Raw genomic sequence first — 24,628 nt, forward strand, 5'->3', positions numbered from 1 at the left:
GTTGCCGCCGCCACGGCGTCGGGCCTCCGGCCGGAGTGTGTCGGGGCCGGCGGTGTCGGCAGGATCACGCCGGCCCCAGCTGCCGGGTCGCCGCCGTCAGGCCGCGACGATGTTGTCGCCGTCCACCTTGACCTGGGTCTCGGACAGCGGCTTCTTGGCCGGGCCGCCGGTCGGCGCGCCGTCCTCGATGGAGAAGGTGCTGTTGTGGCACGCGCAGGTGATCACGCCACCGTCGACCTTGGTCACGTCGCAGCCCTGGTGGGTGCAGACCTTGCTGAACGCCTTGAAGGTGCCCGAGGCGGGCTGGGTGATGACGTAGTCGCCCTTGATGATGCCGCCACCCTCGGGGATGTCGGCCACCAGCGCGAGCGCCGCGCCCCCGGAGTCGCCGCCCGAGTCGCCGCCGGAGGTGGAGCCGGTGTCGGCGCCCTTGCTGCCGGCCGGCGCGGGGTTGTTGCTGAAGTCGCCGCCGCTGGAGCCGTTGCTGCCGGCGCCGCCGGTGTCGGTGCCACAGGCGGCCAGCAGGCAGCCGGCGCCGAGCGCGGTGGCCCCGGCCAGCACGACGCGGCGCGACGAACCCGCTCCCCCACAGGCCGGCTGGGCGGCGGTGATCTCGGCGTCGGGCCTCGTCTGCACGTCAGTCATCTGTTCCGAACCCTTCCCGTACCCCTGATCCGCGCGCTTGCGTCACGCGGCGTTGCTTGTACATACGCTGCCATCCGCGATGTGGTTCATGGGCCGGGAGGAAAAATGTCGGCCCGGATGCCGCGTTTCGCGGTGTTTTCGGGCGCACCGCGGGCCACCACGCGGCGCCCGCCCCAGGTGGCGGGGCGGGCGGGCGGCGTAGCTGTGTGTTACCTGTGGATCAGACGGCGGCCTTGGCCCGGGACCGGGTGGCCCGCGGCTTGGTCACGGCCTTCGGGGCACCGTTGGCCTTCGCGGCGCGGGCCAGCGCGGCGGCCGCACCGGCCGGCTCGCCGGTGAGGCCGAGCATCGGGCGCAGGAACTGCCCGGTGTGGCTGTCCGGCACGTCGGCCAGCTCCTCGGGGGTGCCGGTGGCCAGCACCAGACCGCCCTTGTTGCCGCCTTCGGGACCCATGTCGATCAGCCAGTCGGCGTTCTTGATCACGTCGAGGTTGTGCTCGATGGTGATGACCGTGTTGCCCTTGTCGACCAGGCCGTTGAGCACCAGCAGCAGCTTGCGGATGTCCTCGAAGTGCAGGCCGGTGGTCGGCTCGTCGAGCACGTAGACCGTGCGGCCGGTGGAGCGCTTCTGCAGCTCGGAGGCGAGCTTGACGCGCTGCGCCTCGCCACCGGACAGGGTCGGCGCGGGCTGGCCCAGCCGCACGTAGCCCAGGCCCACGTCGACCAGCGTCTTGAGGTGGCGGTGGATCGAGGTGATGGGCTCGAAGAAGGTCGCGGCCTCCTCGATCGGCATCTCCAGCACCTCGGAGATCGTCTTGCCCTTGTAGTGCACCTCGAGGGTCTCCCGGTTGTACCGGGCGCCCTTGCACACCTCGCAGGGGACGTAGACGTCCGGCAGGAAGTTCATCTCGATCTTGATCGTGCCGTCGCCCGAGCAGTTCTCGCAGCGGCCGCCCTTGACGTTGAACGAGAACCGGCCGGGACCGTAGCCGCGCACCTTGGCCTCGACGGTCTCCGCGAACAGCTTGCGGATGTTGTCGAACACGCCGGTGTAGGTGGCGGGGTTGGAGCGCGGGGTCCGCCCGATCGGCGACTGGTCCACGCCCACGACCTTGTCGACGTGCTCCAGGCCGGTGACCCGGGTGTGCCGGCCCGGCACCATCCGGGCGCCGTTGATCTGGTTGGCCAGCACGGTGTAGAGGATGTCGTTGACCAGGGTCGACTTGCCCGAGCCGCTGACCCCGGTGACCGCGATGAACTGCCCCAGCGGGAAGCCGACCGAGATGTCGCGCAGGTTGTGCTCGCGGGCACCCTGCACGACCAGCTCCCGGCCCGGCGTGTGCGGGCGGCGGGTGGCCGGCATGGGGATCTTCTTGCGGCCGGAGAGATACGCCCCCGTCGGGGACTCCTTGTTGGCCAGCAGACCCTTGACCGAGCCGCTGTGCACGATGTTGCCGCCGTGCTCACCGGCGCCGGGGCCGATGTCGACGATCCAGTCGGCGGTCCGGATGGTGTCCTCGTCGTGCTCGACCACGATCAGCGTGTTGCCGAGCTTCTTGAGCCGTACCAGCGTCTCGATGAGCCGGTGGTTGTCACGCTGGTGCAGGCCGATCGACGGCTCGTCCAGCACGTACAGCACGCCGACCAGGCCGGAGCCGATCTGGGTGGCCAGCCGGATGCGCTGCGCCTCACCACCGGAGAGGGTGCCGGCCCCGCGGTCCAGCGACAGGTAGTCCAGGCCGACGTCGACCAGGAAGCGCAGCCGGGCGTTGATCTCCTTGAGCACCCGCTCGGCGATCATCTTCTCGCGGTCGGTCAGCTCGATGGTGGCCAGCAGCTCGGCGCACTCGCCGACGGACAGGTTGCAGACCTCGGCGATGCTCTTGCCGGCGATCGTGACCGCCAGCACCTCGGGCTTGAGCCGGGCGCCGGCGCAGGTCGGGCAGGGCACCTCGCGCATGTAGCCCTCGTACTTGTCGCGCGACCAGTCACTCTCCGTGTCGCTGTGCCGGCGCTCGATCCACTGCACCACGCCCTCGAAGCCGGTGTAGTAGGAGCGCTCACGGCCGTACTTGTTGCGGTAGCGGACGTGGACCTGGTCCTCGGAGCCGTACAGGATCGTCTTCTGCGCCCGGCTCGGCAGCTGCCGCCACGGGGTGTCGATGCTGAACTTCTCGGCCTTGGCCAGGGCCTCCAGCAGCCGCAGGAAGTACTCCAGGGTGGAGCCGCCGGACCAGGGCTGGATCGCGCCCTCGCGCAGGCTGCGCTCCTCGTCCGGGACGATCAGCTCCGGGTCGACCTCCTTCTTGGTGCCCAGGCCGGTGCATTCCGGGCAGGCGCCGTAGGGCGCGTTGAAGGAGAAGACCCGGGGCTCGAGGTCCTCGATCGCCAGCGGGTGGTCGTTCGGGCAGGCCAGGTGCTCGGAGAAGCGGCGCTCGCGGTGGGGGTCGTCCTCGGGCAGGTCGACGAAGTCGAGCAGGACGATGCCGCCGGACAGCGCCAGGGTCGCCTCGACCGAGTCGGTGAGGCGCTGCTTGCTGCTCGCCTTCACCGAGAGCCGGTCGACGACCACCTCGATGGTGTGCTTCTCCTGCTTCTTGAGCTTCGGCGGCTCGGCCAGGGTGTGCACCACGCCGTCGACCCGGGCCCGGGCGTAGCCCTTGGACTGCAGCTCGGCGAAGAGGTCGACGTACTCGCCCTTGCGGCCACGGATGACCGGCGCGAGCACCATGAACCGGGTGCCCTCCTTCATCGCCAGGACCCGGTCGACGATCTGCTGCGGCGACTGCTTGCTGATCCGCTCACCGCAGATCGGGCAGTGCGGGATTCCGGTACGGGCGTAGAGCAACCGCAGGTAGTCGTACACCTCGGTGATCGTGCCGACGGTCGACCGGGGGTTGCGTGAGGTCGACTTCTGGTCGATCGAGACAGCCGGGGACAGGCCCTCGATGAAGTCCACGTCGGGTTTGTCCATCTGCCCGAGGAACTGCCGTGCGTACGACGACAGCGACTCCACGTAACGACGCTGGCCCTCCGCGAAGATCGTGTCGAAGGCGAGGCTGGACTTGCCCGAGCCGCTGAGACCGGTGAACACGATCATCGCGTCGCGGGGCAGGTCGAGGTTGACGTCGCGCAGGTTGTGCTCCCGCGCGCCGCGAATGATCAGTCGGTCGGCCACAGCCAGCCACTCCGTAACGTCAAGACAATGGGCGCCGCCACCCTAGCCACGGGGTACGACAAGTTTTCCGCCAGCGAACTACAGCGCCGTGGGCCGGATCGGCATTCCCGTCACCCGGACGGGCGAACGATGTCCCGGACGTCCCACAGCTGAACCCCGCCGACCTGCTGCGGAGCCTTCCCGAGCAGGTCGGTCAGGATCGTTTCGAGCAGGTCGTGGTGCGGGGTGCCCGGCACGAGCACCACCACCGCGGCCCGCCAGTAGCTCAGGTCGTTGCGGGCGGCCATCCGGTCGGACACCGTGACCACCGGCATCCGACCGTACGCCCCCGCGACGCGTAACAGGTCGGAGGTACGCCGGGGTGCGGCGTTCCAGGAGCCGGTGTTGTTCAGCGGCGGGTCGGCCGGACCCATGAAGTACCCACGCGGGACGGCGTAATCCAGGCCGGACAGGGCGAACCAGCGCATCCCGGCGCGGCCGGTGGTGACCTCCGGCAACGGCACGGTCACCAGAGTGCGGCCCTCGCTGACGTAGTCGCGCCACATCTGCTGGGCGATGAACGGCGGCAGCGGGTCGGCCGTGACCACCGGCAGCGGCTTGGGCAGCACCGGCACGATCGCCAGGGCCAGGCCGACCCAGAACGCGGTCTGCCGGCGCCGGCTCAGCGTGGGCACCCGGTCGGCGGCCAGCGCCAGCAGCAGGCCGATGATCGTGGTCGTGACCATCGCGAAGCGGGTGACGCTGACCAGGTCGATCACCGGTACGTGGGCGATCAGCGCGAACGGCAGCGGGATGCCGGTGTCGTAGCCGCCGACCCGCAGCTCCGGGCCCATCGACATGATCAGCAGGACCAGGCCGGCGATCGCGGCGGCCCGGGCGGCCAGGTTGCGCCACACCAGCACGAGCGAGACCACGAGCAGCACCAGCAGCGGTACGCCGTAGAACGTGTTCTCCTCGGTCGGGCTGACGCTCAGCTCCCGGGCGATCGCCGCGTTGCCGGCCAGCGACTGACGCGCGTACGCGCCCAGGGAAAGCAGGTCGGTGACGAACTTGCCCGGCTCGAACGGCTGCCCGCTGTAACTCTGCGGCCCGGTGAACTGGAACCACAGCGGGTACGCCAGCGGCACCACCGCGGTGACGACCCCCACACCGAGCCCGGCCACGAACCGCCGCCAGTAGCCCTTCACCTCCGCCCACGCCAGCGCCGCGTACGCGATCACGAACGCACCCAGCGTCAGCGCCGTGAACAGCAGGACTTCCTCGTTGATGAAGACCTGCAGCACCACCAGCAGCCCGAGCACGACCCCGCCGCGGACCGCCCGGCCGGGCTCGCGCAGCCGCAGCACCTGCCAGACGATGAACGGCACCACGAACTGCGAGACGAAGTTGATGTGCCCGTTGGCGTGCGACACCATCGCCGGCGCGAACCCGCACCACAGGCCGCCGATCCAGGCGGCGCGGCGGCTCTCGACCAGGTGCCGCGACAGCACCCAGTACCAGGCGAAGGCCGTACCGGCGAGGCCCAGAGTGAGCAGCAGCACCACCGTGACGCCCACGCCCAGCCAGTGGGTGACCGGGGCCATCGGCACGCTGAGCGCCAGCTCCGAGGTGTTGGCCATCATGTTGACGCCGCCGGGCACGTTCATCCGGTCGCTGAACAGCGGGTTCGCCCCGTGGAAGAGGACCCGCTCGCCGTGCGCCATGGCGAAGGCGAAGAAGCCGTGGTCGTCGTCGTTGTGCGAGAGCACCCGGCCGGCCGGGTCGATCCAGAGCTGGATCAGCACCAGTACGGCGAGCGCGAGGTAGCTGGTCAGCGCCCCGAGATCGGAGCGGCGGCGCCGGGCGGGCGCGGGCACCGCCGCGGCCGGGAGGCCGCGCTCGTCCAGGACCTCTTCCACCGCGGGCACCGGTGAATTGTGCCAGAGCCGCTCAGCGGCGCGGCCTGCGCCGTGACGACCCCGCGGCCTGGGCCAGCCGGGCGGCCCGCCGGCTGCTCTCGACGGCGACCTCGCGGTGCAGCTTGCGCCAGCTCTCCAGGCGCCGCGGTGGCAGCGTCCCGTCGGCCAGCGCCGCCGCGACCGCGCAACCAGGCTCGCCGTCGTGACCACAATCACCGAAGCGGCATCGCCCGGCCAGCGCCGTCACATCGGCGAAGGCCCGGTCGAGGCCCGCGGCGGTATCGAGCAGACCCACCCCGCGGATGCCCGGCGTGTCCAGGACCGCTCCCCCTCCGGGGATCACCACGAGATTGCGGTACGCGGTGGTGTGGCGGCCCTTGCCGTCGGCGCGCCGGATCTCCTGGATGCCCATCACCTCGGTCCCGGCGAGGGCGTTGACCAGCGACGACTTGCCCGCGCCGGAGCGGCCGAGCAGAGCCAGGGTGCGGCCCGGGGTGACGTAGGGGCGTAACTCGTGGAGGCCGGTGCCGCGGTGCACGCTGACCGGCAGGACGCGTACCCCGGGCGCCAGCTCGCCGAGCTGGCGCGCGACCGCCTGCGGATCACGCGCGGTGTCGCTCTTGGAAAGCACGATCACCGGCTGCGCGCCGGACTCCCAGGCCAGCGCGAGCAGCCGTTCCAGGCGGGCGTCGTCGGGTGCCGGGTGCATCGGCTCGACGACCGCGACGGCATCCATGTTGGCCGCCAGGACCTGGCCGGCGGAGTCCTTGTCCGAGGTACGGCGGATCAGCGCAGTGCGCCGCGGGAGCACACAGTCGACGGTGGTACGCCGGTCGGGCCAGCGCCGCAGCACCACCCAGTCACCGGCACACGGCAGGTTGGCCGGATCGTGCGCGGCGCCGAGCAGCACGCTGCCGGCCAGGCTGGCCCGGGTCACCCCGGACGCATCGAGAACGGTGCAGACGCCGCGGTCGGCCCGCAGCACGCGGGCCGCGGTGGCGTCGGGACGGTCGAAGGGACGATAGGCGGACGCGAGTGTCTCGTCCCAGCCCAGCGCGGACAGGTCAGACATGAGAACCCTTAGGTGAAGGGGAGGCCGCGCCGACCGGCGTCAGGCGGCAGCCTCCGGGCGAAGCCGGAACGCACGAACGACGAACAGCACGATTCCCACCCCCTCCGCGATCGTCTGGCGCGTCTGCACCGACGGTACGGACGCCGCTACGGCCACGAAAGCGAATTCCGTGGCGCCCGCGCCCGGGCCACCAACTAGGGTCGTCTCGTGACGGTTGACCCGCTTGTGCTGATGACCGATGTCGACGAGGCCACCGAGCGCCTGATCCGTACCGCCGAGGGGCTGGACGACAGCGCGATGACCGCGCCGTCCGCGCTCCCCGGCTGGACCGTCGGACACGTCCTGACCCACGTGGCCCGCAACGCCGACGCCTACACCAACCTGCTGACCTGGGCCCGTACCGGCGTGGAGACGCCGGCCTACGCGTCGCCGACGGCCCGCATGGACGGTATCGACGCCGGTGCGGAACGGCCGGTGGCCGAGCAGATCGCCGACCTGCGCGAGGCGCACGAACGCCTCGCCGACGCGGCGGCCGCGATGCTGGCCGAGGCGTGGACGTTCTTCCTGGCACCGACCGGCGCGTCCGCGGCCGCGGTGCCGTGGGCCCGGCTGCGCGAGGTGGAGGTGCACCACGTCGACCTGGGCCGCGGCTACAGCCCCGAGGACTGGTCGGACGCCTTCGCGCTGCGGCTGCTGCGCGAGATCGTCACCAACATGCCGGACCTCGACCTGGTGCTGCGCCCGCAGGGCGTCGAGCACACGCTGACCATCGGCAACCCGGAAGGGGCACCGGAGATCAGCGGCCCGACCCGCTCGATCGCGGCCTGGCTGGCCGGCCGCGCCGACGGCGGTGACCTCACGGTGTCACCGGACGGCGTGCTGCCCGAGCCCCCGAGGTGGAAGTGACATGACCTACACCGGAGACGTGACCCGTGGCGGCGCGCCGGCCGTCCGCGAGCTCACCGGCCTGACCGTGCGCAAGGTGTCGGTGGGCCCGATGGACAACAACGCGTACCTGCTGATCTGCCGCGCGGACGGCACCCAGGTGCTGATCGACGCCGCGAATGACGCGGACACCCTACTGGAGCTGATCGGCCCGGCCGGCCTGTCGGCGGTCGTCACCACCCACCGCCACCCGGACCACACCGGCGCCCTGGCCCAGGTCGTCAAGGCCACCGGCGCGGAGTCGATCGCGGGCGCCGACGACGCCGACGCGATCCCGGTGGTGACCCGGACAGTCGGCGACGGCGACACCATCGCGGTCGGCGACTGCACCCTCGAGGTGATCCACGTGGTCGGGCACACCCCGGGCTCGATCGTGCTGCTCCACCACGACCCCGGCGGCACGGCGCACCTGTGGACCGGCGACAGCCTGTTCCCGGGCGGCGTGGGTAACACCCGCGGCGACAAGACGAACTTCGCCTCGCTGATCGGCGACGTGGAGAGCAAGCTCTTCGGCCGCCTCGGCGACGACACCTGGTTCTACCCGGGCCACGGCAAGGACTCGACGCTGGGCACGGAACGCCCCCACCTGCCGGAATGGCGCGAGCGCGGCTGGTGAAGCTCAGAGGGCGGCGGTGACCTTGGTCGACTCCATCGGCAGGGAGAACATCGGGTAGTCGTACGCGATCGCGTTGTCGTGCTCCTCGGCCGAGGTCGCCGCCGTACAGTCGGTCAGTGTGATGACCCGGTAGCCGTTCTCGTACGCGCTGCGCATCGTCGACTCCACGCAGCAGTTGGTCAGGAAACCGGCCAGGATCACCGTGGTGATGCCCCGCGAGCGCAGGATGAAGTCGAGGTTCGTGCTGGCGAAGGTGTCCAGGCCGCGCTTGCCCTCGATGAGGATGTCGCCCTCGGCCGGGGTCAGGTCCTCCACGATCGCCGCGCCCCAGGTGCCCGCGACGAACGCGTTGCCGTCCACGACTCCCTTGAGGATCCCGTACGGGTGGCGCGACAGCTCGCCGTAGCCCGGCGCGAAGGTGATCGGCGCGTGCATGATCGTCACGCCGGCCGCGCGGGCGGCGTCGACGAGCGCGATCGTGTTGGCCAGCATCCCGGTCTTGTCCATCACCGGCGCGACCGCGTTGTGCAGCACCCCGCCCTCGGAGACGAACTCGTTCTGATACTCGATCAGCACGACCGCCGTCGTGGCCGGATCGAGCTGCAGCGGTTCGGACATCACAACTCCAGGTGTGCGTTGGGTCACATGGTGTCCATGCAAGCACTCCGGGCAGCCGCGGGCAATGCGCCGTCCGCCCTGGGCTGAACGGTTCCCCCATCCGGTGTGCGCGTCCCTAGACTCGGAACACCCCTCGACGCGCGGAGGTCCGGTGACACCCGATCTGCGATGGCAACCTTCCAGCCCTCCCCCACCCGAGCCATGGCCGAACGGTGGGCCCACCCTTCCCGGCTGGCTCGAGGAACGCCTCTTCGACCAGCGCATCGTCATGATCCGGGGCCCGCTCACCGGGCAGGCCGCCTCGGGGATCGCCGCCGCCCTGCTCACCCTGGACGCGGCCGGGCCGGAGCCGGTCCAGCTGCACGTGGCCAGCTCCGGCGGTGACCTCAACGCCGCGCACGCCGTCATCGACGTCATGGACGCGATGGCCGCGCCCGTGCACGCGGTGGTCACCTCCGAGGCCGGCGGGGCGGTGCTCGCGGTGCTGGCGGCCGCTGAGCGCCGTACGGCGTACCGGCACGCCCGCTTCAAGCTGGCCGAGCCGCGCGCCGCCGGGGTCACCGGCACCGCCGACGAGGTGGCCGCGGCCGCCGGGCAGCACCTGCGCGAGCTCGAGGAGGTCGTGCTGCGCCTGGTCGAGGTGACCGGCCAGACCCGCAGCCGGATCGAGGACGACCTGTCCGCCGGGAAGGTGCTCAGCTCGGCCGAGGCCCGCGACTACGGCCTCATCGACGAGGTCGTCGGCAAAGGCGCATGACAGAACGGCGCGGGCCCCGATCGGGACCCGCGCCGTTTCCGTACTGATTGGCTTACTCGGCCGAGACCTACTCGGCGACCTTGACGCCCATCGAGCGCGCGGTGCCGGCGACGACCTTCACCGCGGCGTCGACGTCGTTCGCGTTCAGGTCGGGGAGCTTGCGCTCGGCGATCTGCTTGATCTGGTCGGCGCTGAGCGTGCCCACGGTCTGGGTCAGCGGGTTGGACGCGCCCGACTGGATGCCCAGAGCCTTGCGGATCAGGAAGCTCGTCGGCGGAGTCTTGTAGGTCAGCGTGTGGCTGCGGTCCTCGTAGACCGACACGACGACCGGGATGATCTCGCCACGCTGCTTCGACGTCGCCTCGTCGTACTCGACCTTGACGGCACGCATGTTGGCGCCGGTCGGGCCGAGCATCTTGCCGAGGTCGACCATCGCGGCGTTACCCGCCTCAAGCGCGAGGGTTACCTCATGGGTCTTCTTCTTGGGCGGCATTACGCAAAAGCTCCTTAGTGTGTGCTGCACGAACCTACATCAGGAGCTCGCCAGCATCATCAACGCACGACAACCCCGAGACCTTACTACCGCGCTCGAGAATGGGTCAAAGCGGCGGGCACAGTCTCGGGTTCCGCCGACTAGTGTAGCTCGGCCCCCGCGGCGCCCGGCGACCCGGTCGCCTAGTAGCGGTCGCAGTAGCAGGACTTCATCAGCGAACGGGTGACGTCGACGTACTGCAGGTTCGGCAGCTCCTTCTGCGCGTACGCCTCGTCGACCGCCCCGCGGCCCATGTTGTAGCCCGCGATCACCATGTTCAGCAGGCACACGCTGGAGTGGCTCTTGCACTTCTCGGCGCTCAGATCGTAGTTGCCCTTGAAGTACGCGTCACCGAACGCCTTGGTGAGCCAGGCCAGATAGTTGGCGCCGAGCACCGCGTTCTGCCGGTAGTCCCTGCTCGAGTACGACTTCTCGAAGCGCTGGTTGATGAACGCCTCGGTGTCGGGCATCACCTGCATCAGGCCCCGGCCCCCGTCGCAGTTCACGTAGTTCGAGGTCCAGCCGCTCTCGTGCCACGCGGTGGCCAGGACCAGCCGGCTGGGCACCTTGAGCTTCGGCGCGGACCCGGGCCAGTACGTCTTACCGGCCGCCGCGCGCAGAGCCGCCTCGGCCTTGGCCTTGGACACCTCCTTGCCGTCGCGCTCGGCGCAGGCGGGCAGCTGGAAGTTGTTCGGGTCCTCGGTCGGGGTGGCCTTGGGCTCGGCCTTGCTCTTCTTCGGCTTCGGCTTCGCCGTGGTCGGCTCCGGGCTGGGCTCCTCGTCCTCGATCACCGGGTCGACGATGTTCTCCGGCACCGAGGCCGTGGGCTGCGCCGCCACCGTGACCGGCTGCTTGCTCTCGCCGCCGAGCCCGCAACCGCTCATCACGAGCAACCCGGCCAGGGTCGTGACAAGCACGAGAAGCCTGCGATTCATCGACGAAGTCCTTCCCGGTGCCTGAAGACGACGCCCGAACGCTAGCAGCGGGCCGCAGCCCGTGCCGCCCGACAAAATGCCCATCAGGGACGAGGTCCGACACCGGTTCCGGGTGGAGACCCCGGAAGGTCTCCGCAACAAAGACCGGGGACAATGGTGGTATGCAGACCCGCACCGACCTACGCAACGTCGCCATCATCGCCCACGTCGACCATGGCAAAACCACCCTGGTCGACGCCATGCTGCGCCAGGGGAGCCAGTCCCACGCACGGGGCGAGATGGCCGACCGCGCCATGGACTCCATGGACCTGGAGCGGGAGAAGGGCATCACCATTCTCGCCAAGAACACGGCGATCAGCTACCAGCCCGCCGACGGCGAGCCCGTCACCATCAACATCATCGACACCCCCGGCCACGCCGACTTCGGCGGTGAGGTCGAGCGCGGCCTCACCATGGTCGACGGCGTCGCCCTGCTCGTCGACGCCTCCGAGGGCCCGCTCCCGCAGACCCGCTTCGTGCTCCGCAAGGCGCTGCAGGCCAAGCTGCCGATCATCCTGATCATCAACAAGGTGGACCGGCCCGACGCCCGGATCAAGGAGGTCGTCGACGAGACGTACGAGCTCTTCCTCGACCTCGACGCCGACGAGCACCAGATCGAGTTCCCGATCGTCTACGCGTGCGCGCGCGACGGCATCGCCTCGCTGACCCAGCCCAAGGACGGCACGATCCCGGAGGACAGCACCGACCTGGAGGTGCTGTTCAGCACGATCCTGGACACCATCCCGGCCCCCACCTACACCGAGGGTGCGCCGCTGCAGGCGCACGTCGTCAACCTCGACGCCTCGAACTTCCTCGGCCGGCTCGCGCTGTGCCGGGTGCACGAGGGCACCATCCGCAAGGGCCAGACCGTGGCCTGGTGCAAGACCGACGGCACGATCAGCAGCGTGCGCATCTCCGAGCTGCTGATCACCGAGGGCCTGGAGCGCAAGCCCGCCGAGAGCGCCGGCCCGGGCGACATCATGGCCGTCGCCGGCATCGCCGACATCATGATCGGCGAGACCCTGGCCGACGCGGAGAACCCGATCCCGCTGCCGCTGATCAGCGTCGACGAGCCGGCCATCTCCATGGTCCTGGGCACCAACACCTCGCCGCTGGTCGGCAAGGTCAAGGGCGGCAAGGTGACCGCCCGCATGGTCAAGGACCGCCTCGACCGCGAGATGATCGGTAACGTCTCGCTGCGCGTCCTGCCGACCGAGCGCCCGGACGCCTGGGAGGTGCAGGGCCGCGGTGAGCTGGCGCTGGCCATCCTGGTCGAGCAGATGCGCCGCGAGTCCTACGAGCTGACCGTCGGCAAGCCGCAGGTGGTCACCAAGACCATCGACGGCAAGATCCACGAGCCGGTCGAGCGCCTCACCATCGACGCCCCGGACGAGTACATGGGCGCCATCACCACCCTGCTGTCCACCCGCAAGGGCCGGATGGAAGAGCTGATCAACCACGGCACCGGCTGGCTGCGGATGGAGTGGCTGGTCCCCGCCCGCGCCCTGATCGGCTTCCGGACCGAGTTCCTCACCGAGACCCGCGGCACCGGCATCATGCACCACATCTTCGAGGACTACGAGCCGTGGTTCGGCGAGCTGCGCACCCGGCAGAACGGCTCGCTGGTGGCCGACCGGGCGGGTGTGGTCACCGCGTTCGCGATGACCAACCTGCAGGAGCGCGGCCAGCTCTTCGTCGAGCCGACCACCGAGGTCTACGAAGGCATGATCGTCGGCGAGAACTCCCGCCAGGACGACATGGACGTCAACATCACCAAGGAGAAGAAGCTGACGAACATGCGTCAGTCGACCTCCGACGAGACCGAGAAGCTGATCCCGCCGCGCAAGCTGTCGCTGGAGCAGGCCCTCGAGTTCTGCCGCGAGGACGAGTGCGTCGAGGTGACCCCGGCCGCCGTGCGCATCCGCAAGGTCGTGCTCGACCAGCAGGTGCGCGGCCGGGCGGCGGCCCGCCGCAAGCACCAGGGCTGACGGACAGACAAAAAGCCGGGGGTACGCGCAACGCGTACCCCCGGCTTTTGTCTTGCTCAGGCCTTGATCAGTTCTTTCTTCCGGTCCCGCGAGGACTTCACCAGGCTGGCGACCGTGGCGATGCCCAGCGTGCCCAGGATGACCAGCAGCGACAGCCAGATCGGGATCTCCGGCGCCCAGGACACACCCTCGCCGCCGTTGATGAAGCCCAGCGCGTTGGTGTGCAGCGCCTCGAGGAACAGCTTCACGCCGATGAACGCGAGCACGAACGCCAGCCCGATGTTGAGGTAGACCAGCCGCTCCAGCAGGCCGCCCAGCAGGAAGTACAGCTGGCGGAGGCCCATCAGCGCGAAGACGTTCGCGGTGAAGACCAGGTACGGCTCCTTGGTGATGCCGAAGATGGCCGGGATCGAGTCGAGCGCGAAGATCAGGTCGGTGGTGCCGATCGCGATCATGACGATCAGCATCGGCGTGAACAGCCGCCTGCCCGTCTCGGTGACAACGGTCATCTTGCCGCTGTCGAACGACGAGGAGATCGGCAGCGCGCGCTTGGCCCACCGGATGAGGATGTTCTCCTTGAAGTCCTCCTCGTCGTTCTCACCCTGCTTGATCAGCGTGATGGCCGTGTAGACCAGGAACGCGCCGAAGATGTAGAAGACCCAGGAGAACTGCGAGATCAGCGCGGCGCCGGCGGCGATGAACGCACCGCGCATGACCAGCGCCAGCACGATGCCGATGAGCAGCACCTTCTGCTGGAACTGCCGGGGCACGGCGAAGCGCGCCATGATGATCACGAAGACGAAGAGGTTGTCGACCGAGAGGCTGTACTCGGTCAACCAGCCGGTGTAGAACTCGGCAGCGGGCTGGCCACCCCACACCACCCACACGACCACGCCGAAGGCCAGGGCCAGCGCCACGTAGAAGGCGACCCAGCCACCCGCCTCGCGCATGCTGGGCTCGTGCGGCCGGCGACCGACGATCAGCAGATCAACGGCGAGGACGACGACCAGGGCAACCAGGGTGACGACCCAGACCCAGGTGGAAACGTTCAACGGATACCTCCGGCAGACACGGATCATCGCTGCTCCCCGCCCCGAAAGGAGCGGTGACAGCGACGTGCGACTGTCGGAGGTCTCTTCCGCCGGCGCCCGGTTGGGCGACGACCGCCGGCCCCGGGCTCACCCCGGGGGATGAAAACCGTGTTGACGAGACCGGCGCAGAGGAATACTCCCCTCCTACGCCGCCATTGTGTCGCATCGGCAGCGGGATTCGCACATCACCCCGGCGATCCGTGTCGAGGCTCTCGCCATCTTATCCGCGCCAACCGGACACATCCGTGCGCAGGCTGACGTTTCCGACGCCGTCACGCCCGCTTCGTGCATCCTAGGAGACTAGTCCCCTCGCGGTCCGGGCTGTGGCAGGCTCAGGTCATGATCCTCGAAGTTGCCCTGATCGACGTGTCCCCCGGCCAGGAAGACCAGTTCGCGGCGGCCTACCAGCAGGCCCACCCGATCCTGGCGGGCACGGAGGGCTGCCGCTCGGTGCGCATGACCCGCGGCGTGGAGTCACCGTCGCGTTTCGTCCTGCTGGTGGAGTGGGACTCGGTCGAGGCGCACGAGCAGAACTTCCGCAACACCGAACGCTTCGCCCGGTGGCGGACCCGGATCGGGCCCTACTTCGCCAAGCCTCCGGTGGTCGAGCACTTCACCGACGTCGCGCCGGCCTCGTCCTGAGCCTGCCGGTAGCGCGCACGCCGTCCCCGGTGCGCGAAGCCGAGCTTGCGGTAGAGCCGTACCGCCGGGTTGTCGACATTGACGTCCAGCCAGGCGTGGGTGGCGCCGTCGGCGCGCATGCGCCGCAGGGCCTCCGCGACCAGCGCTCCCCCGAGCCCGCGCCCCCGGGCGCCGGGCGCGACGCCGACCTGCACGATCCAGTCGACCGCCGCGGTGACGAATCCGGCGTCACCCACCTCCGGCAGGGTGGCCAGCACCGACCACCGCGGCCGGAAGTCGTCGTCCTCGGTGACCTCGGCGATCCACTCCGGGGCGGTCCACCCCGGAAAACCGGGCCGCTCCCGGAAGGCAGCTTCGTAAACCCCGTGAAACCGCGGCGCGAGCTCCGCGGACCAGGCGGCAAGCTGCGTGCCGGCCGGCCACTGCGGATCCGGTACGCCGTCAGCCAACTCGATGCGCATGACGTCCTCGGCGAAGACCTGCCGCAGTCCCCGGGCGGCGAAGAGCTCCTCCGCCGGACCGGTCAACGACTCGGTCTCGACGGTGACGGGCTGCTCCTGGCTCAGCCCCCAGGAGAGCAGGTGAGACCCGATCCCCCGGCCCCGGACATCGGGGTCGACGAGCCCGCAGAAGGTGACACCACCGTCCGCGGTCGTGGGCCGGGCGGCACCGGCGGCGACGAGCCGGCCGTCGTGGTCGAGGCCCTGGATCGTGGTGATGCCGGCAGCCCGCCACCGCCGGCGCAGGAAGGCGGGATCGGCGGCCAGCGGAAGCCCACCGTCAGCGGCGAGACAGCGCGCGGCCAGCGACACGAGGGCGTCCTCGTCGTCGAACGGCCGGGGCGCCCAGGTGACGGAGTCCATCGTTGACACCCGCGCCAGCGTAGAGAACGCGGCGCCGGCACCCCACCGAATTCCGGCGGCTATGCCCTGAGGCTCTTCCGCAGAACGGTCGCCGCCATACCGGCCGCTCCGAGTGCCGCGGCTGCGCGTATCCGCCGGGGCCGGCCGGTCGTGGCCGCCGTGGTGGCCAGGCCCCACCCCGAGGCCGCGGCCAGCGGAAGCCACCCACGATCGCTGGCGGCGATGGTCGTGACCACCGCGCCGGAAACCACGAGCACGCCCGCCGCGGAGATCGCGACGGTGCGGGGCGACGTCTGGTCCGCCCCGGCGAGGAGGGCTCCGGCGGCGATGTTCACGGCGCTCGCCAGGACGGTCCAGCCCAGGAGCAGGCCGGTGCTGACCGAAGTCACGGCGGCAGCCCGGCTCGGCGTGGGAACGCTTTTCGAACGGGGGTAGCGGGCGGTCGTGGGAAGGCGCTGCAGCCGTGCGTAGCCGACGGCGGCGCAGGCGGTCGCGGTCGGGAGCAGGATTGGGGTCCACTGGAACCGGTCGCTCTGAGCAGCCAGCGACCACCCGGCATTGACGGCGTAGGCGCCCGCGAGTGGCCACCCGGTCCGCCGGCTGACGGTCCCGTGGCGTTCACCGGGGAGGCACTGGGCCACGGTGGAGGCGACGCAGCCCGCGAAGATCGGCGCCCACACGGCGAAGGCATAGTCGGGTGGTGTGATGGCGGTGTCGTAGCGGCGGGTCTGTTCGCCCTTGCCGAGCAGCGGCCCCAGGATCGGGATCGCCACGAAACCGGCGCAGGCCGCTGCCAGCGCTCCCGATCGCACGTTGTCCTTGGCGGTCTTGTCCATGGGCTACGCCGTCCCCGCTGGAAGTCTGCTAGTAGATAGCTTCGCTACTAAGCGACTGTAGAATGGCGGACGTGTCGGAGCAACCTCGTCGGGGCCCGGAAACCGCGGGCCTGGAAGCCGCCCTGGCGTGGGCAGTGCACCATCTCGCCGTGGCAGCCACGGAGGTCGATGTGGCGACCAGCCGGGAGATGGGTCTCGGGGCGACGGACTACCTGGCGCTCAAATACCTGACGGTCACGGAGGAACCTCCTGGCCCGGTCGAACTCGGGCGGGCCCTCGGCCTGACCTCGGGCGCGGCCACGGGCCTGGTCGACCGGCTCGAGCGGGCCGGCCACGTCCGGCGGAGCCCGCATCCGCAGGACCGCCGGCGGCAGGTTGTCACGGTCACGGCGGAGGCTCAGCACCGGCTGGTGCAGTCGTTGCAGCCCCTGGCCGCCGGCCTCGACCAGCTGGCGGCAACCCTCACCGAGACCCAGCTGCGCCTGGTCGCTGAGACTCTGAGTCACGTCGCGGCCCTGCACCGCAGCCACGCCCGAGCGGTCACAGGAGGCCCGCTCGATCGCTGACGACACGGCGCGCCCGGCCACCGTCAGCGGAGCTGGTCGAGGAGCGTCAGGTTGTCCGCCGCCACCCAGACGCGGGTGATCCAGCCCGTCTCCAGCTCGTAGACCGCGAACTCCCGCGTCGTGATCCTGCGCCCGGTCGGTGCCACCCCCAGGAACTCGCCGCGGTGGGTGCCGGTGTCCGTGAAGTGGGCCGCGATCCGGTCGCCGTCGATCAGCAGGCCGCGGATCTCCCAGCGGTAGTCGGGGAAGGCGCGGACCACCTCACGCAGCCCCGCCACGTACGCCGTCAGGCCCTGCGGCTCGTCGTTGACCTGGACATCCTCGGCCACGAACCCGGACAGGCGATCGAAGGCGTGGGCGTTGCACACCGCGTTGTACTCGCGGTAGAACGCTTCCGCCTCCGATCGCTGCATGTCCTCAGCGCACCCCGGTCATGTCCATGCCGCGGAGCTCCTTCTTCAGCTCCTGGACCTCGTCGCGGATCCGGGCCGCCAGCTCGAACTGCAGCTCGCGGGCCGCGGCCAGCATCTGGTCGTTGAGGTCCTGGATCAGCTGGGCGAGCTCCGCCCGGGCCATGCCCTCGCGGGCCGGCACCGAGCTCGCGCGGGTCTTCGACCGGGTCTCCGGCACCGGGCCCTTGCCGCGCGACATCTGCCGGCCGCCACCGCCGACCATCTGACCGCCGACCGCCGCGTCGGTGTCCTCGGCCTCGCGGTAGATGTCGTCCAGGATGTCGTGGATCTTCTTGCGCAGCGGCTCGGGGCTGATGCCGTTCGCCTTGTTGTGGGCGACCTGCTTCTCCCGGCGACGGTCGGTCTCCTCGATCGCGTCGCGCATGGACGGCGTCATCTTGTCGGCGTACATGTGGACCTCGCCGGAGACGTTACGGGCCGCGCGGCCGATCGTCTGGATCAGCGAGCGGCCACTGCGCAGGAAGCCCTCCTTGTCCGCGTCGAGGATCGCCACCAGCGACACCTCGGGCAGGTCGAGGCCCTCGCGGAGCAGGTTGATGCCGACCAGCACGTCGTAGTCGCCCTTGCGCAGCTCCTTGAGCAGCTCGACGCGGCGCAGCGTGTCGACCTCGGAGTGCAGGTAGCGGACCCGGATGCCGTTCTCCAGCAGATAGTCGGTGAGGTCCTCGGCCATCTTCTTGGTCAGCGTGGTGACCAGGACCCGCTCGTCCTTCTCGGTGCGCAGCTTGATCTCGTGCATCAGGTCGTCGATCTGGCCCTTGGTCGGCTTCACCACCACCTGCGGGTCGACCAGGCCGGTCGGCCGGATGATCTGCTCGACGAACTCGCCCTGGGCCTGGGTCATCTCCCACGGGCCGGGGGTGGCGGACAGGAACACCATCTGCCCGACCCGCTCGAGGAACTCGTCGAAGCGCAGCGGCCGGTTGTCGGCGGCGCTGGGCAGCCGGAAGCCGTGCTCGATCAGGATGCGCTTGCGGGAGGCGTCGCCCTCGTACATGCCGCCGATCTGCGGGATCGTCACGTGCGACTCGTCGATGACGGTGAGGTAGTCGTCCGGGAAGTAGTCCAGCAGAGTGTGCGACGGCTCGCCGGGCGACCGGCCGTCCATGTGCATCGAGTAGTTCTCGATACCGTTGCAGAAGCCGACCTGGCGCATCATCTCGATGTCGTAGGTCGTGCGCATCCGCAGCCGCTGCGACTCCAGCAGCTTGCCCTGGCGCTCCAGCTCGGCGAGCCGCTCGGCCAGCTCGGCCTCGATGTCACGGATCGCCCGCTCCATCCGCTCCGGGCCGGCTGCGTAGTGCGTCGCCGGGAAGATGATCAGCTCGTCGACCTCGCGGACGATGTCGCCGGTCAGCGGGTGCAGGTAGTAGAGCTTCTCGATCTCGTCGCCGAACAGCTCGACGCGGACGGCCAGCTCCTCGTAGGCCGGGATGATCTCCAGGGTGTCCCCGCGGACCCGGAAGGTGCCCCGCTGGAAAGCCATGTCGTTGCGGGCGTACCGGATGTCGACCAGGCGGCGCAGCAGCTTGTCGCGGTCCCACTCCTGGCCGACCTTGATCTTGACCGCCTGCTCGACGTACTCCTGCGGGGTGCCCAGGCCGTAGATCGCGCTCACCGTCGCCACCACGATCACGTCGCGCCGGGTGAGCAGCGACATGGTGGCCGAGTGCCGCAGCCGCTCGACCTCCTCGTTGACCGACGAGTCCTTCTCGATGTAGGTGTCGGACTGCGCGATGTACGCCTCGGGCTGGTAGTAGTCGTAGTAACTGACGAAGTACTCGACCGCGTTGTGGGGCATCAGCTCGCGGAACTCCTTGGCGAGCTGGGCGCACAGGGTCTTGTTGGGGGCCATCACCAGCGCCGGCCGCTGCAGCTTCTCGATGAGCCAGGCGGTGGTGGCGCTCTTGCCGGTGCCGGTCGCGCCGAGCAGCACCGTGTTGCGGTCGCCGCGGCGCACCCGGCGCTCCAGCTCGGCGATGGCCGTGGGCTGGTCACCGGCGGGTTTGTAGTCGCTGACGACCTCGAAGCGGCCGTCGAGTCGTGGGATGTCGAGCGCCATGCAGACCACCGTACGTCGCGGGTGTGACAAGTTTCCGCGCGCGCCGGGTGACCCTGTTCGCAGAGTGCACATTCGGCCCCGCGGAACGGCATTGTCCTGCGTTCACCTGCGGCTATACGGTGATCGGGTAGGCCGCTCGCGGCGGCCGTCCGGCCCCGGCACGGCACCATCACACGGTGCTCCCGGGCCGGCCCGCGGATAGCTGCCCCGGCTCCGTCCGGCGCGCGCATCCGCGATGGTCGCGCACCTGCGCGAACCGGCCGCCGCGAGCGCCCCTTACCGTCCCGCTGTTCCCGTCAGGACCTCGGTGGCTGCCAGCCGCTCGCCTGGGCCCACGCGTCAGCTGCGGCCGCCTCCGCGTCGAACCAGGGCTCCTTCGCCTCCGCGTAGCCCTCCACATCGCGGTGCTGCGCCATCCACTGCCGCTTGGCCTCGGCGTAAGCGTCCCGGGCCTCCGGCACCGCCCGCAGGTGGTCGCGCATGAGCAGCGCGAAACGCCAGCCCGGCGAGCCCGTCACCCGCACGTGCAGGTTGACCGGCCGTCCCGGGTCGGCGCTGCCGTGCAGCCGCTTCGGCCAGGTCCGGCCGGGCCGGCCGCGGGCGTTGTCGTACCAGTCGCCGGCCCGGCGGGGCAGGCCCGCGGCCTCGAGCGCCCCGGCGAGCCGGTCGGCCTCGGCCAGGGTCGGCACGGCCAGCATGAGATCCAGCAGGTCCTTGGCCGGCAGGCCGGGCACGGCCGTGGACCCGATGTGCGCGACGTCGGCGTCGCCGCCGAGCTGCGGCGCCAGGGCGTGCCGGATCCGGTCGATCACCCGCTGCGCCTGCCGGGGCCAGGTCGGATCCGGGGGTACGACACGGAGCACGTCATCGGCCGGGGCATGGCGGCCGAGTCGCAGATTCTTCTCGTACGGGCGCAGCCGGTCCTGCCACAGGCGCTCGACCCGCGTGTCCAGCTCGTCGAGACCACCGTCGTTGCTGAGCACGACGTCAGCCGCGTCGCGCCGGACGGCGTCCTCGGCCTGTGCGGCGATCCGGGCCTCCGCCTGCTCAGCGCTCATCCCCCGGGTCTCGACCAGCCGCCGGACCCGCGTGGCCCGGTCCGCGTCGACCACGACAACCAGGTGGTACGACGCCGCCAGCCCGGTCTCGACCAGCAGCGGGACGTCGTTGACCACGATCGCGTCCGGAGCGGCGGCCGCGGTCAGTTCCGCCGTACGCGCGCGTACCCGGGGATGGATGATGCTCTCGAGCCGGCGCCGGGCCGCTTCGTCGCCGAAGACCCGCGCGCCCAGCGCGGGCCGGTCGAGCTCGCCGTCCGGGCCGAGCACCGCCGGACCGAAGGCCTCGACGACCGCGGCGTGGCCGTCCGTGCCGGCCGCGACCACCTCACGCGCCAGCCGGTCGGCGTCGATGAGCACCGCGCCGCGGGCGACCAGGCGCTGGGCGGCGGCGCTCTTGCCCGCGCCGATTCCTCCGGTGAGACCGACCTTCAACACCGGGCAAGTATGCCGAAGGGCCGCCCGCGACCGAAATCGCGGACGGCCCTTCGGACCGGTCAACTAGCTAGCGAGCCAGGCGCTGAACCTCAGGCCTTGCCGCCGGCGAGCTTCTCGCGCAGAGCGGCGAGCGCCTCGTCGGTGGCCAGCGTGCCCGCCGGCTCCTCCGCCGCACGCGCCGGGCCCGCGGTGGAGCTCGTCGACGTGGAGGAGGTGGAGGACGTGGACGACGAGGTGGTCACGCCACCGGCCGGAGCCGGGTTGAGCGCGGCCTCGGCGTCGGCCTCGCGGGACGCCTGCACCTGCTTGGTGTGGGCCTCCCAGCGCTCGCGAGCGTCGGCGTACTGCTTCTCCCACGCCTCGCGCTGCTTGTCGAAGCCCTCGAGCCACTCACCCGTCTCGGGGTCGAAGCCCTCCGGGTAGATGTAGTTGCCCTCGTTGTCGTACGTCGCCGCCATGCCGTAGAGGGTCGGGTCGAAGTGCTCCTCGCCCTCGACGAAGTTCTCGTTGGCCTGCTTGAGCGACAGCGAGATCCGGCGACGCTCGAGGTCGATGTCGATGACCTTGACCATGACGTCGGAGCCCACCTGGACGACCTGCTCGGGCAGCTCGACGTGCCGCTCGGCCAGCTCGGAGATGTGCACCAGGCCCTCGATGCCGTCGTCCACGCGGACGAACGCACCGAACGGAACCAGCTTGGTGACCTTGCCCGGCACGATCTGGTTGATCGCGTGGGTGCGGGCGAACTGGCGCCACGGGTCTTCCTGGGTCGCCTTCAGCGACAGCGAGACGCGCTCGCGGTCCAGGTCGACGTCGAGCACCTCGACCTCGACCTCCTGGCCGACCTCGACGACCTCGGACGGGTGGTCGATGTGCTTCCAGGAGAGCTCGGAGACGTGCACGAGGCCGTCCACGCCACCCAGGTCCACGAAGGCACCGAAGTTGACGATGGAGGACACGACGCCCTTGCGGACCTGGCCCTTCTGCAGCTTGTTGAGGAACTCGGTGCGAACCTCGGACTGCGTCTGCTCCAGCCAGGCACGGCGGGACAGGACCACGTTGTTGCGGTTCTTGTCCAGCTCGATGATCTTGGCTTCGAGCTCACGACCCACGTACGGCTGCAGGTCGCGCACACGGCGCATCTCGACCAGCGAGGCCGGGAGGAAGCCGCGGAGGCCGATGTCGAGGATGAGGCCGCCCTTGACGACCTCGATGACGGAGCCGCGCACGACGCCGTCGTCCTCCTTGATCTTCTCGATCGTGCCCCACGCGCGCTCGTACTGCGCACGCTTCTTCGAGAGGATCAGGCGACCTTCCTTGTCCTCCTTGGTGAGGACGAGGGCTTCGATGTGGTCACCGACCGACACCACTTCCGCGGGGTCCACGTCGTGCTTGATCGACAACTCGCGCGAGGGGATGACACCCTCGGTCTTGTAGCCGATGTCGAGCAGGACCTCGTCCCGATCGACCTTGACGACGGTGCCTTCGACAATGTCGCCGTCGTTGAAGTACTTGATGGTCTCGTCGATGGCTGCGAGGAATGCTTCCTCCGAGCCGAGATCGTCGACGGTGACCTTGTTGGCGCTCGAGGTGGCCTCGATGCTGCTCGTCATGTGGACTGTTGCTCCGAACGGATGGTGTCGTGGTGTCTCTCTCGCCCTCACGGAACTGACGGCGGACACAGCACGAACATCCGGTGATCACGACAACTGGAGTCAGATCAAGCGAGCAGGATCATGCTGGGACCGACGACTTGCGGAACCTGCTCCCTGCCGAGGCACACGATCCGCGAGTGCATCGACTAGCTTACCGTGCGCATTACCACAGGTTGCAAGGCCTCCTGATGACCGAGGCACATTGTTCCCGCGGAACAGGTTTGAGCGGCCGTTTTAGGGTGTTTTGAGCACTCAGGAAGCGGTCCGGAAGCCTCGGACGGGAAGTGTCGTACGGTCCCCGTACCGTTTGGGCGTGATCGAAGCGCAACCAACCGCCGTCGCCGGCACCCTGCGCCGGGCGGTGACCGACGACGAGAGCCGGGTCGCCAGCCGGCACTGGTGGGATCTGGACGCGGACGACTACCAGGACGAGCACGGGCGGTTCCTGGGCGACGTGGATTTCGTCTGGTGCCCGGAGGGGTTGCGCGAGGCGGACGCCCGCCTGCTCGGCGAGGTCCGCGGCCGACGGATCCTGGAGCTGGGCGCGGGAGCGGCGGCCGGCGCCCGCTGGCTCGACGGCCAGGGCGCCGACGCGGTCGCGCTGGACCTGTCGGCGGGCATGCTGCGGCACGCGCGGGAGGCGGCCGAGCGCTCGGGGGTACGGGTGCCGCTGGTCCAGGCGGACGCGCTGGCCCTGCCGTTCGCGACGTCCTCGTTCGACGTGGTCTGCACGGCGTTCGGCGCGATCCCGTTCGTGGCCGACTCGGGCGCGGTGATGCGCGAGGTGGCCCGGGTGCTGAAGCCGGGCGGAAAATGGGTGTTCTCGCTCACTCACCCGATGCGCTGGATCTTCCTCGACGAGCCGGGCGAGGACGGCCTGCTGGCGGTGCACCCGTATTTCGACCGCCGCCCGTACGTGGAGCAGGACGCCGACGGCACGCCCACCTACGTCGAGCAGCACCGGACCCTGGGCGACCGGATCCGCGAGCTGGTCGCGGCGGGCTTCGCGCTGACCGACCTCATCGAGCCGGAGTGGCCGGAGGGCCACGAGCAGATCTGGGGCCAGTGGAGCCCCCTGCGCGGCCGGCTGTTCCCGGGCACCGCCATCTTCGTGAGTTACTTGCCTTCCTAGCCGGGTATCTGCAGCTCATGGCACATGACGAGGACCTGGGCAAGGGCGACCACGTGTCGTGGAGCAGCCACGGCCAGAAGGTCGAGGGCACCGTCGAGCAGAAGATCACCAAGCGCACGGAAGCAGCGGGCCGCACGGTGGACGCGTCGAAGGAAGACCCGCAGTACAAGGTCAAGAGCGACAAGACGGGCCGCGAGGCAGTGCACAAGCCGGGGGCGCTGCACCGTGACTGACGTGTACGAGGACTTCCGCGCGGCGGTGAACATGACGGCCGGCGAGCTGGAGAAGTGGCTGAAGACGGAGCAGTCCCGCGAGGTCGGCCAGAAGAAGTCGGAGAACGCGGAATCCGTGGGCCACGACTCGGGCCGGAAGATCATCAAGCTGCTGCACACCCGCAAGGGCGACCTGACGGAGGAGGACGAGGCCCACATGCGCAAGGTGACGGGCTACGTCCACCGGCACCTGGCCCAGCGCCCGAACGGCGACGTCAAGGAGACCAAGTGGCGGTATTCCCTGATGAACTGGGGCCACGATCCGCTGAAGAAGTAGAACCCGGGGTCGGCGTCCGCGATCAGGCACCGATCGGGGC

23 protein-coding genes are annotated in these 24,628 nt (G+C 70.0%); 9 read left to right on the forward strand and 14 right to left on the reverse strand.

The genetic code is table 11. The features are described from left to right. Positions 1–96: 96 nt before the first annotated feature. The 4 genes from Aau02nite_RS35880 to rsgA all read right to left on the reverse strand — a co-directional run bounded on the left by Aau02nite_RS35880 (position 97) and on the right by rsgA (position 6,793). Positions 97–645: a Rieske (2Fe-2S) protein gene (locus tag Aau02nite_RS35880; protein ID WP_212993067.1), complete on the reverse strand. Its 549-nt coding sequence runs from the start codon at positions 643–645 to the stop codon at positions 97–99. Positions 646–865: 220 nt separating this feature from the next. Further along, positions 866–3,823, reverse strand: a complete 2,958-nt coding sequence (gene uvrA / locus Aau02nite_RS35885; RefSeq protein WP_212993068.1) for an excinuclease ABC subunit UvrA — start codon at positions 3,821–3,823, stop codon at positions 866–868. A gap of 110 nt (positions 3,824–3,933) precedes the next feature. Continuing rightward, positions 3,934–5,730: a glycosyltransferase 87 family protein gene (locus Aau02nite_RS35890; protein ID WP_212993069.1), complete on the reverse strand. Its 1,797-nt coding sequence runs from the start codon at positions 5,728–5,730 to the stop codon at positions 3,934–3,936. 22 nt (positions 5,731–5,752) lie between these two features. Continuing rightward, positions 5,753–6,793 carry a ribosome small subunit-dependent GTPase A gene (rsgA, locus tag Aau02nite_RS35895; RefSeq protein WP_212993070.1) on the reverse strand — a complete coding sequence of 347 codons (1,041 nt, stop codon included), beginning with the start codon at positions 6,791–6,793 and terminating at the stop codon, positions 5,753–5,755. A gap of 207 nt (positions 6,794–7,000) precedes the next feature. Here rsgA and Aau02nite_RS35900 point away from each other — a divergent pair, with 207 nt between their 5' ends. Next, on the forward strand, positions 7,001–7,699 hold the full coding sequence (locus Aau02nite_RS35900) for a maleylpyruvate isomerase family mycothiol-dependent enzyme (protein WP_212993071.1): 699 nt from the start codon (positions 7,001–7,003) through the stop codon (positions 7,697–7,699). A 1-nt stretch (position 7,700) separates the two neighbouring features. Next, positions 7,701–8,354, forward strand: a complete 654-nt coding sequence (locus Aau02nite_RS35905; protein WP_212993072.1) for an MBL fold metallo-hydrolase — start codon at positions 7,701–7,703, stop codon at positions 8,352–8,354. Positions 8,355–8,357: 3 nt separating this feature from the next. Here the strand turns inward: Aau02nite_RS35905 and Aau02nite_RS35910 are convergent, their stop codons facing one another. Next, entirely contained in the window at positions 8,358–8,972 is a 615-nt protein-coding gene (locus tag Aau02nite_RS35910) for a cysteine hydrolase family protein (RefSeq protein WP_212993073.1), read from the reverse strand. 151 nt (positions 8,973–9,123) lie between these two features. Between Aau02nite_RS35910 and Aau02nite_RS35915 the strand changes: the two genes are divergently transcribed. Continuing rightward, the gene (locus Aau02nite_RS35915; protein WP_246595685.1) at positions 9,124–9,729 is read left to right on the forward strand and encodes an ATP-dependent Clp protease proteolytic subunit; all 606 of its coding nucleotides are present in this window, start codon (positions 9,124–9,126) and stop codon (positions 9,727–9,729) included. Between the two features lie 67 nt (positions 9,730–9,796). On the opposite strand, the gene Aau02nite_RS35920 is transcribed toward Aau02nite_RS35915, so the two are convergent. After that, on the reverse strand, positions 9,797–10,222 hold the full coding sequence (locus tag Aau02nite_RS35920) for an uL11 family ribosomal protein (protein ID WP_212993075.1): 426 nt from the start codon (positions 10,220–10,222) through the stop codon (positions 9,797–9,799). A gap of 182 nt (positions 10,223–10,404) precedes the next feature. Next, the gene (locus Aau02nite_RS35925; protein WP_212993076.1) at positions 10,405–11,196 is read right to left on the reverse strand and encodes a lytic transglycosylase domain-containing protein; all 792 of its coding nucleotides are present in this window, start codon (positions 11,194–11,196) and stop codon (positions 10,405–10,407) included. Positions 11,197–11,357: 161 nt separating this feature from the next. Between Aau02nite_RS35925 and typA the strand changes: the two genes are divergently transcribed. After that, a complete protein-coding gene (gene typA, locus Aau02nite_RS35930) occupies positions 11,358–13,223 on the forward strand; it encodes a translational GTPase TypA (RefSeq protein ID WP_212993077.1) in 1,866 nt (621 codons plus the stop codon). Between the two features lie 56 nt (positions 13,224–13,279). Here the strand turns inward: typA and Aau02nite_RS35935 are convergent, their stop codons facing one another. Further along, positions 13,280–14,275 (reverse strand): TerC family protein, encoded by a 996-nt coding sequence (locus Aau02nite_RS35935; protein WP_212993078.1) that lies wholly within the window; start codon positions 14,273–14,275, stop codon positions 13,280–13,282. Positions 14,276–14,653: 378 nt separating this feature from the next. On the opposite strand from Aau02nite_RS35935, the gene Aau02nite_RS35940 reads away from it, so the two are divergent. Then, positions 14,654–14,956, forward strand: a complete 303-nt coding sequence (locus Aau02nite_RS35940; protein ID WP_212993079.1) for an antibiotic biosynthesis monooxygenase family protein — start codon at positions 14,654–14,656, stop codon at positions 14,954–14,956. On the opposite strand, the gene Aau02nite_RS35945 is transcribed toward Aau02nite_RS35940, so the two are convergent. Both Aau02nite_RS35945 and Aau02nite_RS35950 read right to left on the reverse strand, forming a co-directional pair. Further along, a complete protein-coding gene (locus tag Aau02nite_RS35945) occupies positions 14,896–15,819 on the reverse strand; it encodes a GNAT family N-acetyltransferase (RefSeq protein ID WP_246595693.1) in 924 nt (307 codons plus the stop codon). The genes Aau02nite_RS35940 and Aau02nite_RS35945 overlap by 61 nt on opposite strands. A 59-nt stretch (positions 15,820–15,878) precedes the next feature. Beyond that, positions 15,879–16,655, reverse strand: a complete 777-nt coding sequence (locus tag Aau02nite_RS35950; RefSeq protein WP_212993081.1) for a TspO-related membrane protein — start codon at positions 16,653–16,655, stop codon at positions 15,879–15,881. Between the two features lie 71 nt (positions 16,656–16,726). Here Aau02nite_RS35950 and Aau02nite_RS35955 point away from each other — a divergent pair, with 71 nt between their 5' ends. Continuing rightward, positions 16,727–17,221 (forward strand): MarR family winged helix-turn-helix transcriptional regulator, encoded by a 495-nt coding sequence (locus Aau02nite_RS35955; RefSeq protein WP_246595686.1) that lies wholly within the window; start codon positions 16,727–16,729, stop codon positions 17,219–17,221. Positions 17,222–17,244: 23 nt separating this feature from the next. Here the strand turns inward: Aau02nite_RS35955 and Aau02nite_RS35960 are convergent, their stop codons facing one another. The 4 genes from Aau02nite_RS35960 to rpsA form a co-directional block, all read right to left on the reverse strand. Next, positions 17,245–17,634: an ester cyclase gene (locus tag Aau02nite_RS35960; protein ID WP_212993083.1), complete on the reverse strand. Its 390-nt coding sequence runs from the start codon at positions 17,632–17,634 to the stop codon at positions 17,245–17,247. Between the two features lie 4 nt (positions 17,635–17,638). After that, entirely contained in the window at positions 17,639–19,756 is a 2,118-nt protein-coding gene (gene uvrB / locus Aau02nite_RS35965) for an excinuclease ABC subunit UvrB (protein ID WP_212993084.1), read from the reverse strand. 296 nt (positions 19,757–20,052) lie between these two features. Then, the gene (gene coaE, locus Aau02nite_RS35970; RefSeq protein WP_212993085.1) at positions 20,053–21,252 is read right to left on the reverse strand and encodes a dephospho-CoA kinase; all 1,200 of its coding nucleotides are present in this window, start codon (positions 21,250–21,252) and stop codon (positions 20,053–20,055) included. An 89-nt stretch (positions 21,253–21,341) separates the two neighbouring features. Then, a complete protein-coding gene (gene rpsA / locus Aau02nite_RS35975) occupies positions 21,342–22,865 on the reverse strand; it encodes a 30S ribosomal protein S1 (protein ID WP_212993086.1) in 1,524 nt (507 codons plus the stop codon). Positions 22,866–23,220: 355 nt separating this feature from the next. On the opposite strand from rpsA, the gene Aau02nite_RS35980 reads away from it, so the two are divergent. Genes Aau02nite_RS35980 through Aau02nite_RS46885 form a run of 3 tightly spaced genes read left to right on the forward strand, consistent with a single transcriptional unit; the run spans position 23,221 to position 24,588 of the window. Further along, positions 23,221–24,039, forward strand: coding sequence for a class I SAM-dependent methyltransferase (locus Aau02nite_RS35980; RefSeq protein ID WP_246595687.1), 819 nt, complete (start codon positions 23,221–23,223; stop codon positions 24,037–24,039). A gap of 17 nt (positions 24,040–24,056) precedes the next feature. Then, positions 24,057–24,272, forward strand: coding sequence for a hypervirulence associated TUDOR domain-containing protein (locus tag Aau02nite_RS46880; protein WP_246595688.1), 216 nt, complete (start codon positions 24,057–24,059; stop codon positions 24,270–24,272). Beyond that, entirely contained in the window at positions 24,265–24,588 is a 324-nt protein-coding gene (locus Aau02nite_RS46885) for a DUF3140 domain-containing protein (RefSeq protein ID WP_246595689.1), read from the forward strand. The genes Aau02nite_RS46880 and Aau02nite_RS46885 overlap by 8 nt, the downstream gene beginning before the upstream one ends. Positions 24,589–24,628: the final 40 nt, after the last annotated feature.

The sequence above is a fragment of the Actinoplanes auranticolor genome, assembly GCF_018332655.1.
GTDB lineage: Bacteria > Actinomycetota > Actinomycetes > Mycobacteriales > Micromonosporaceae > Actinoplanes > Actinoplanes auranticolor.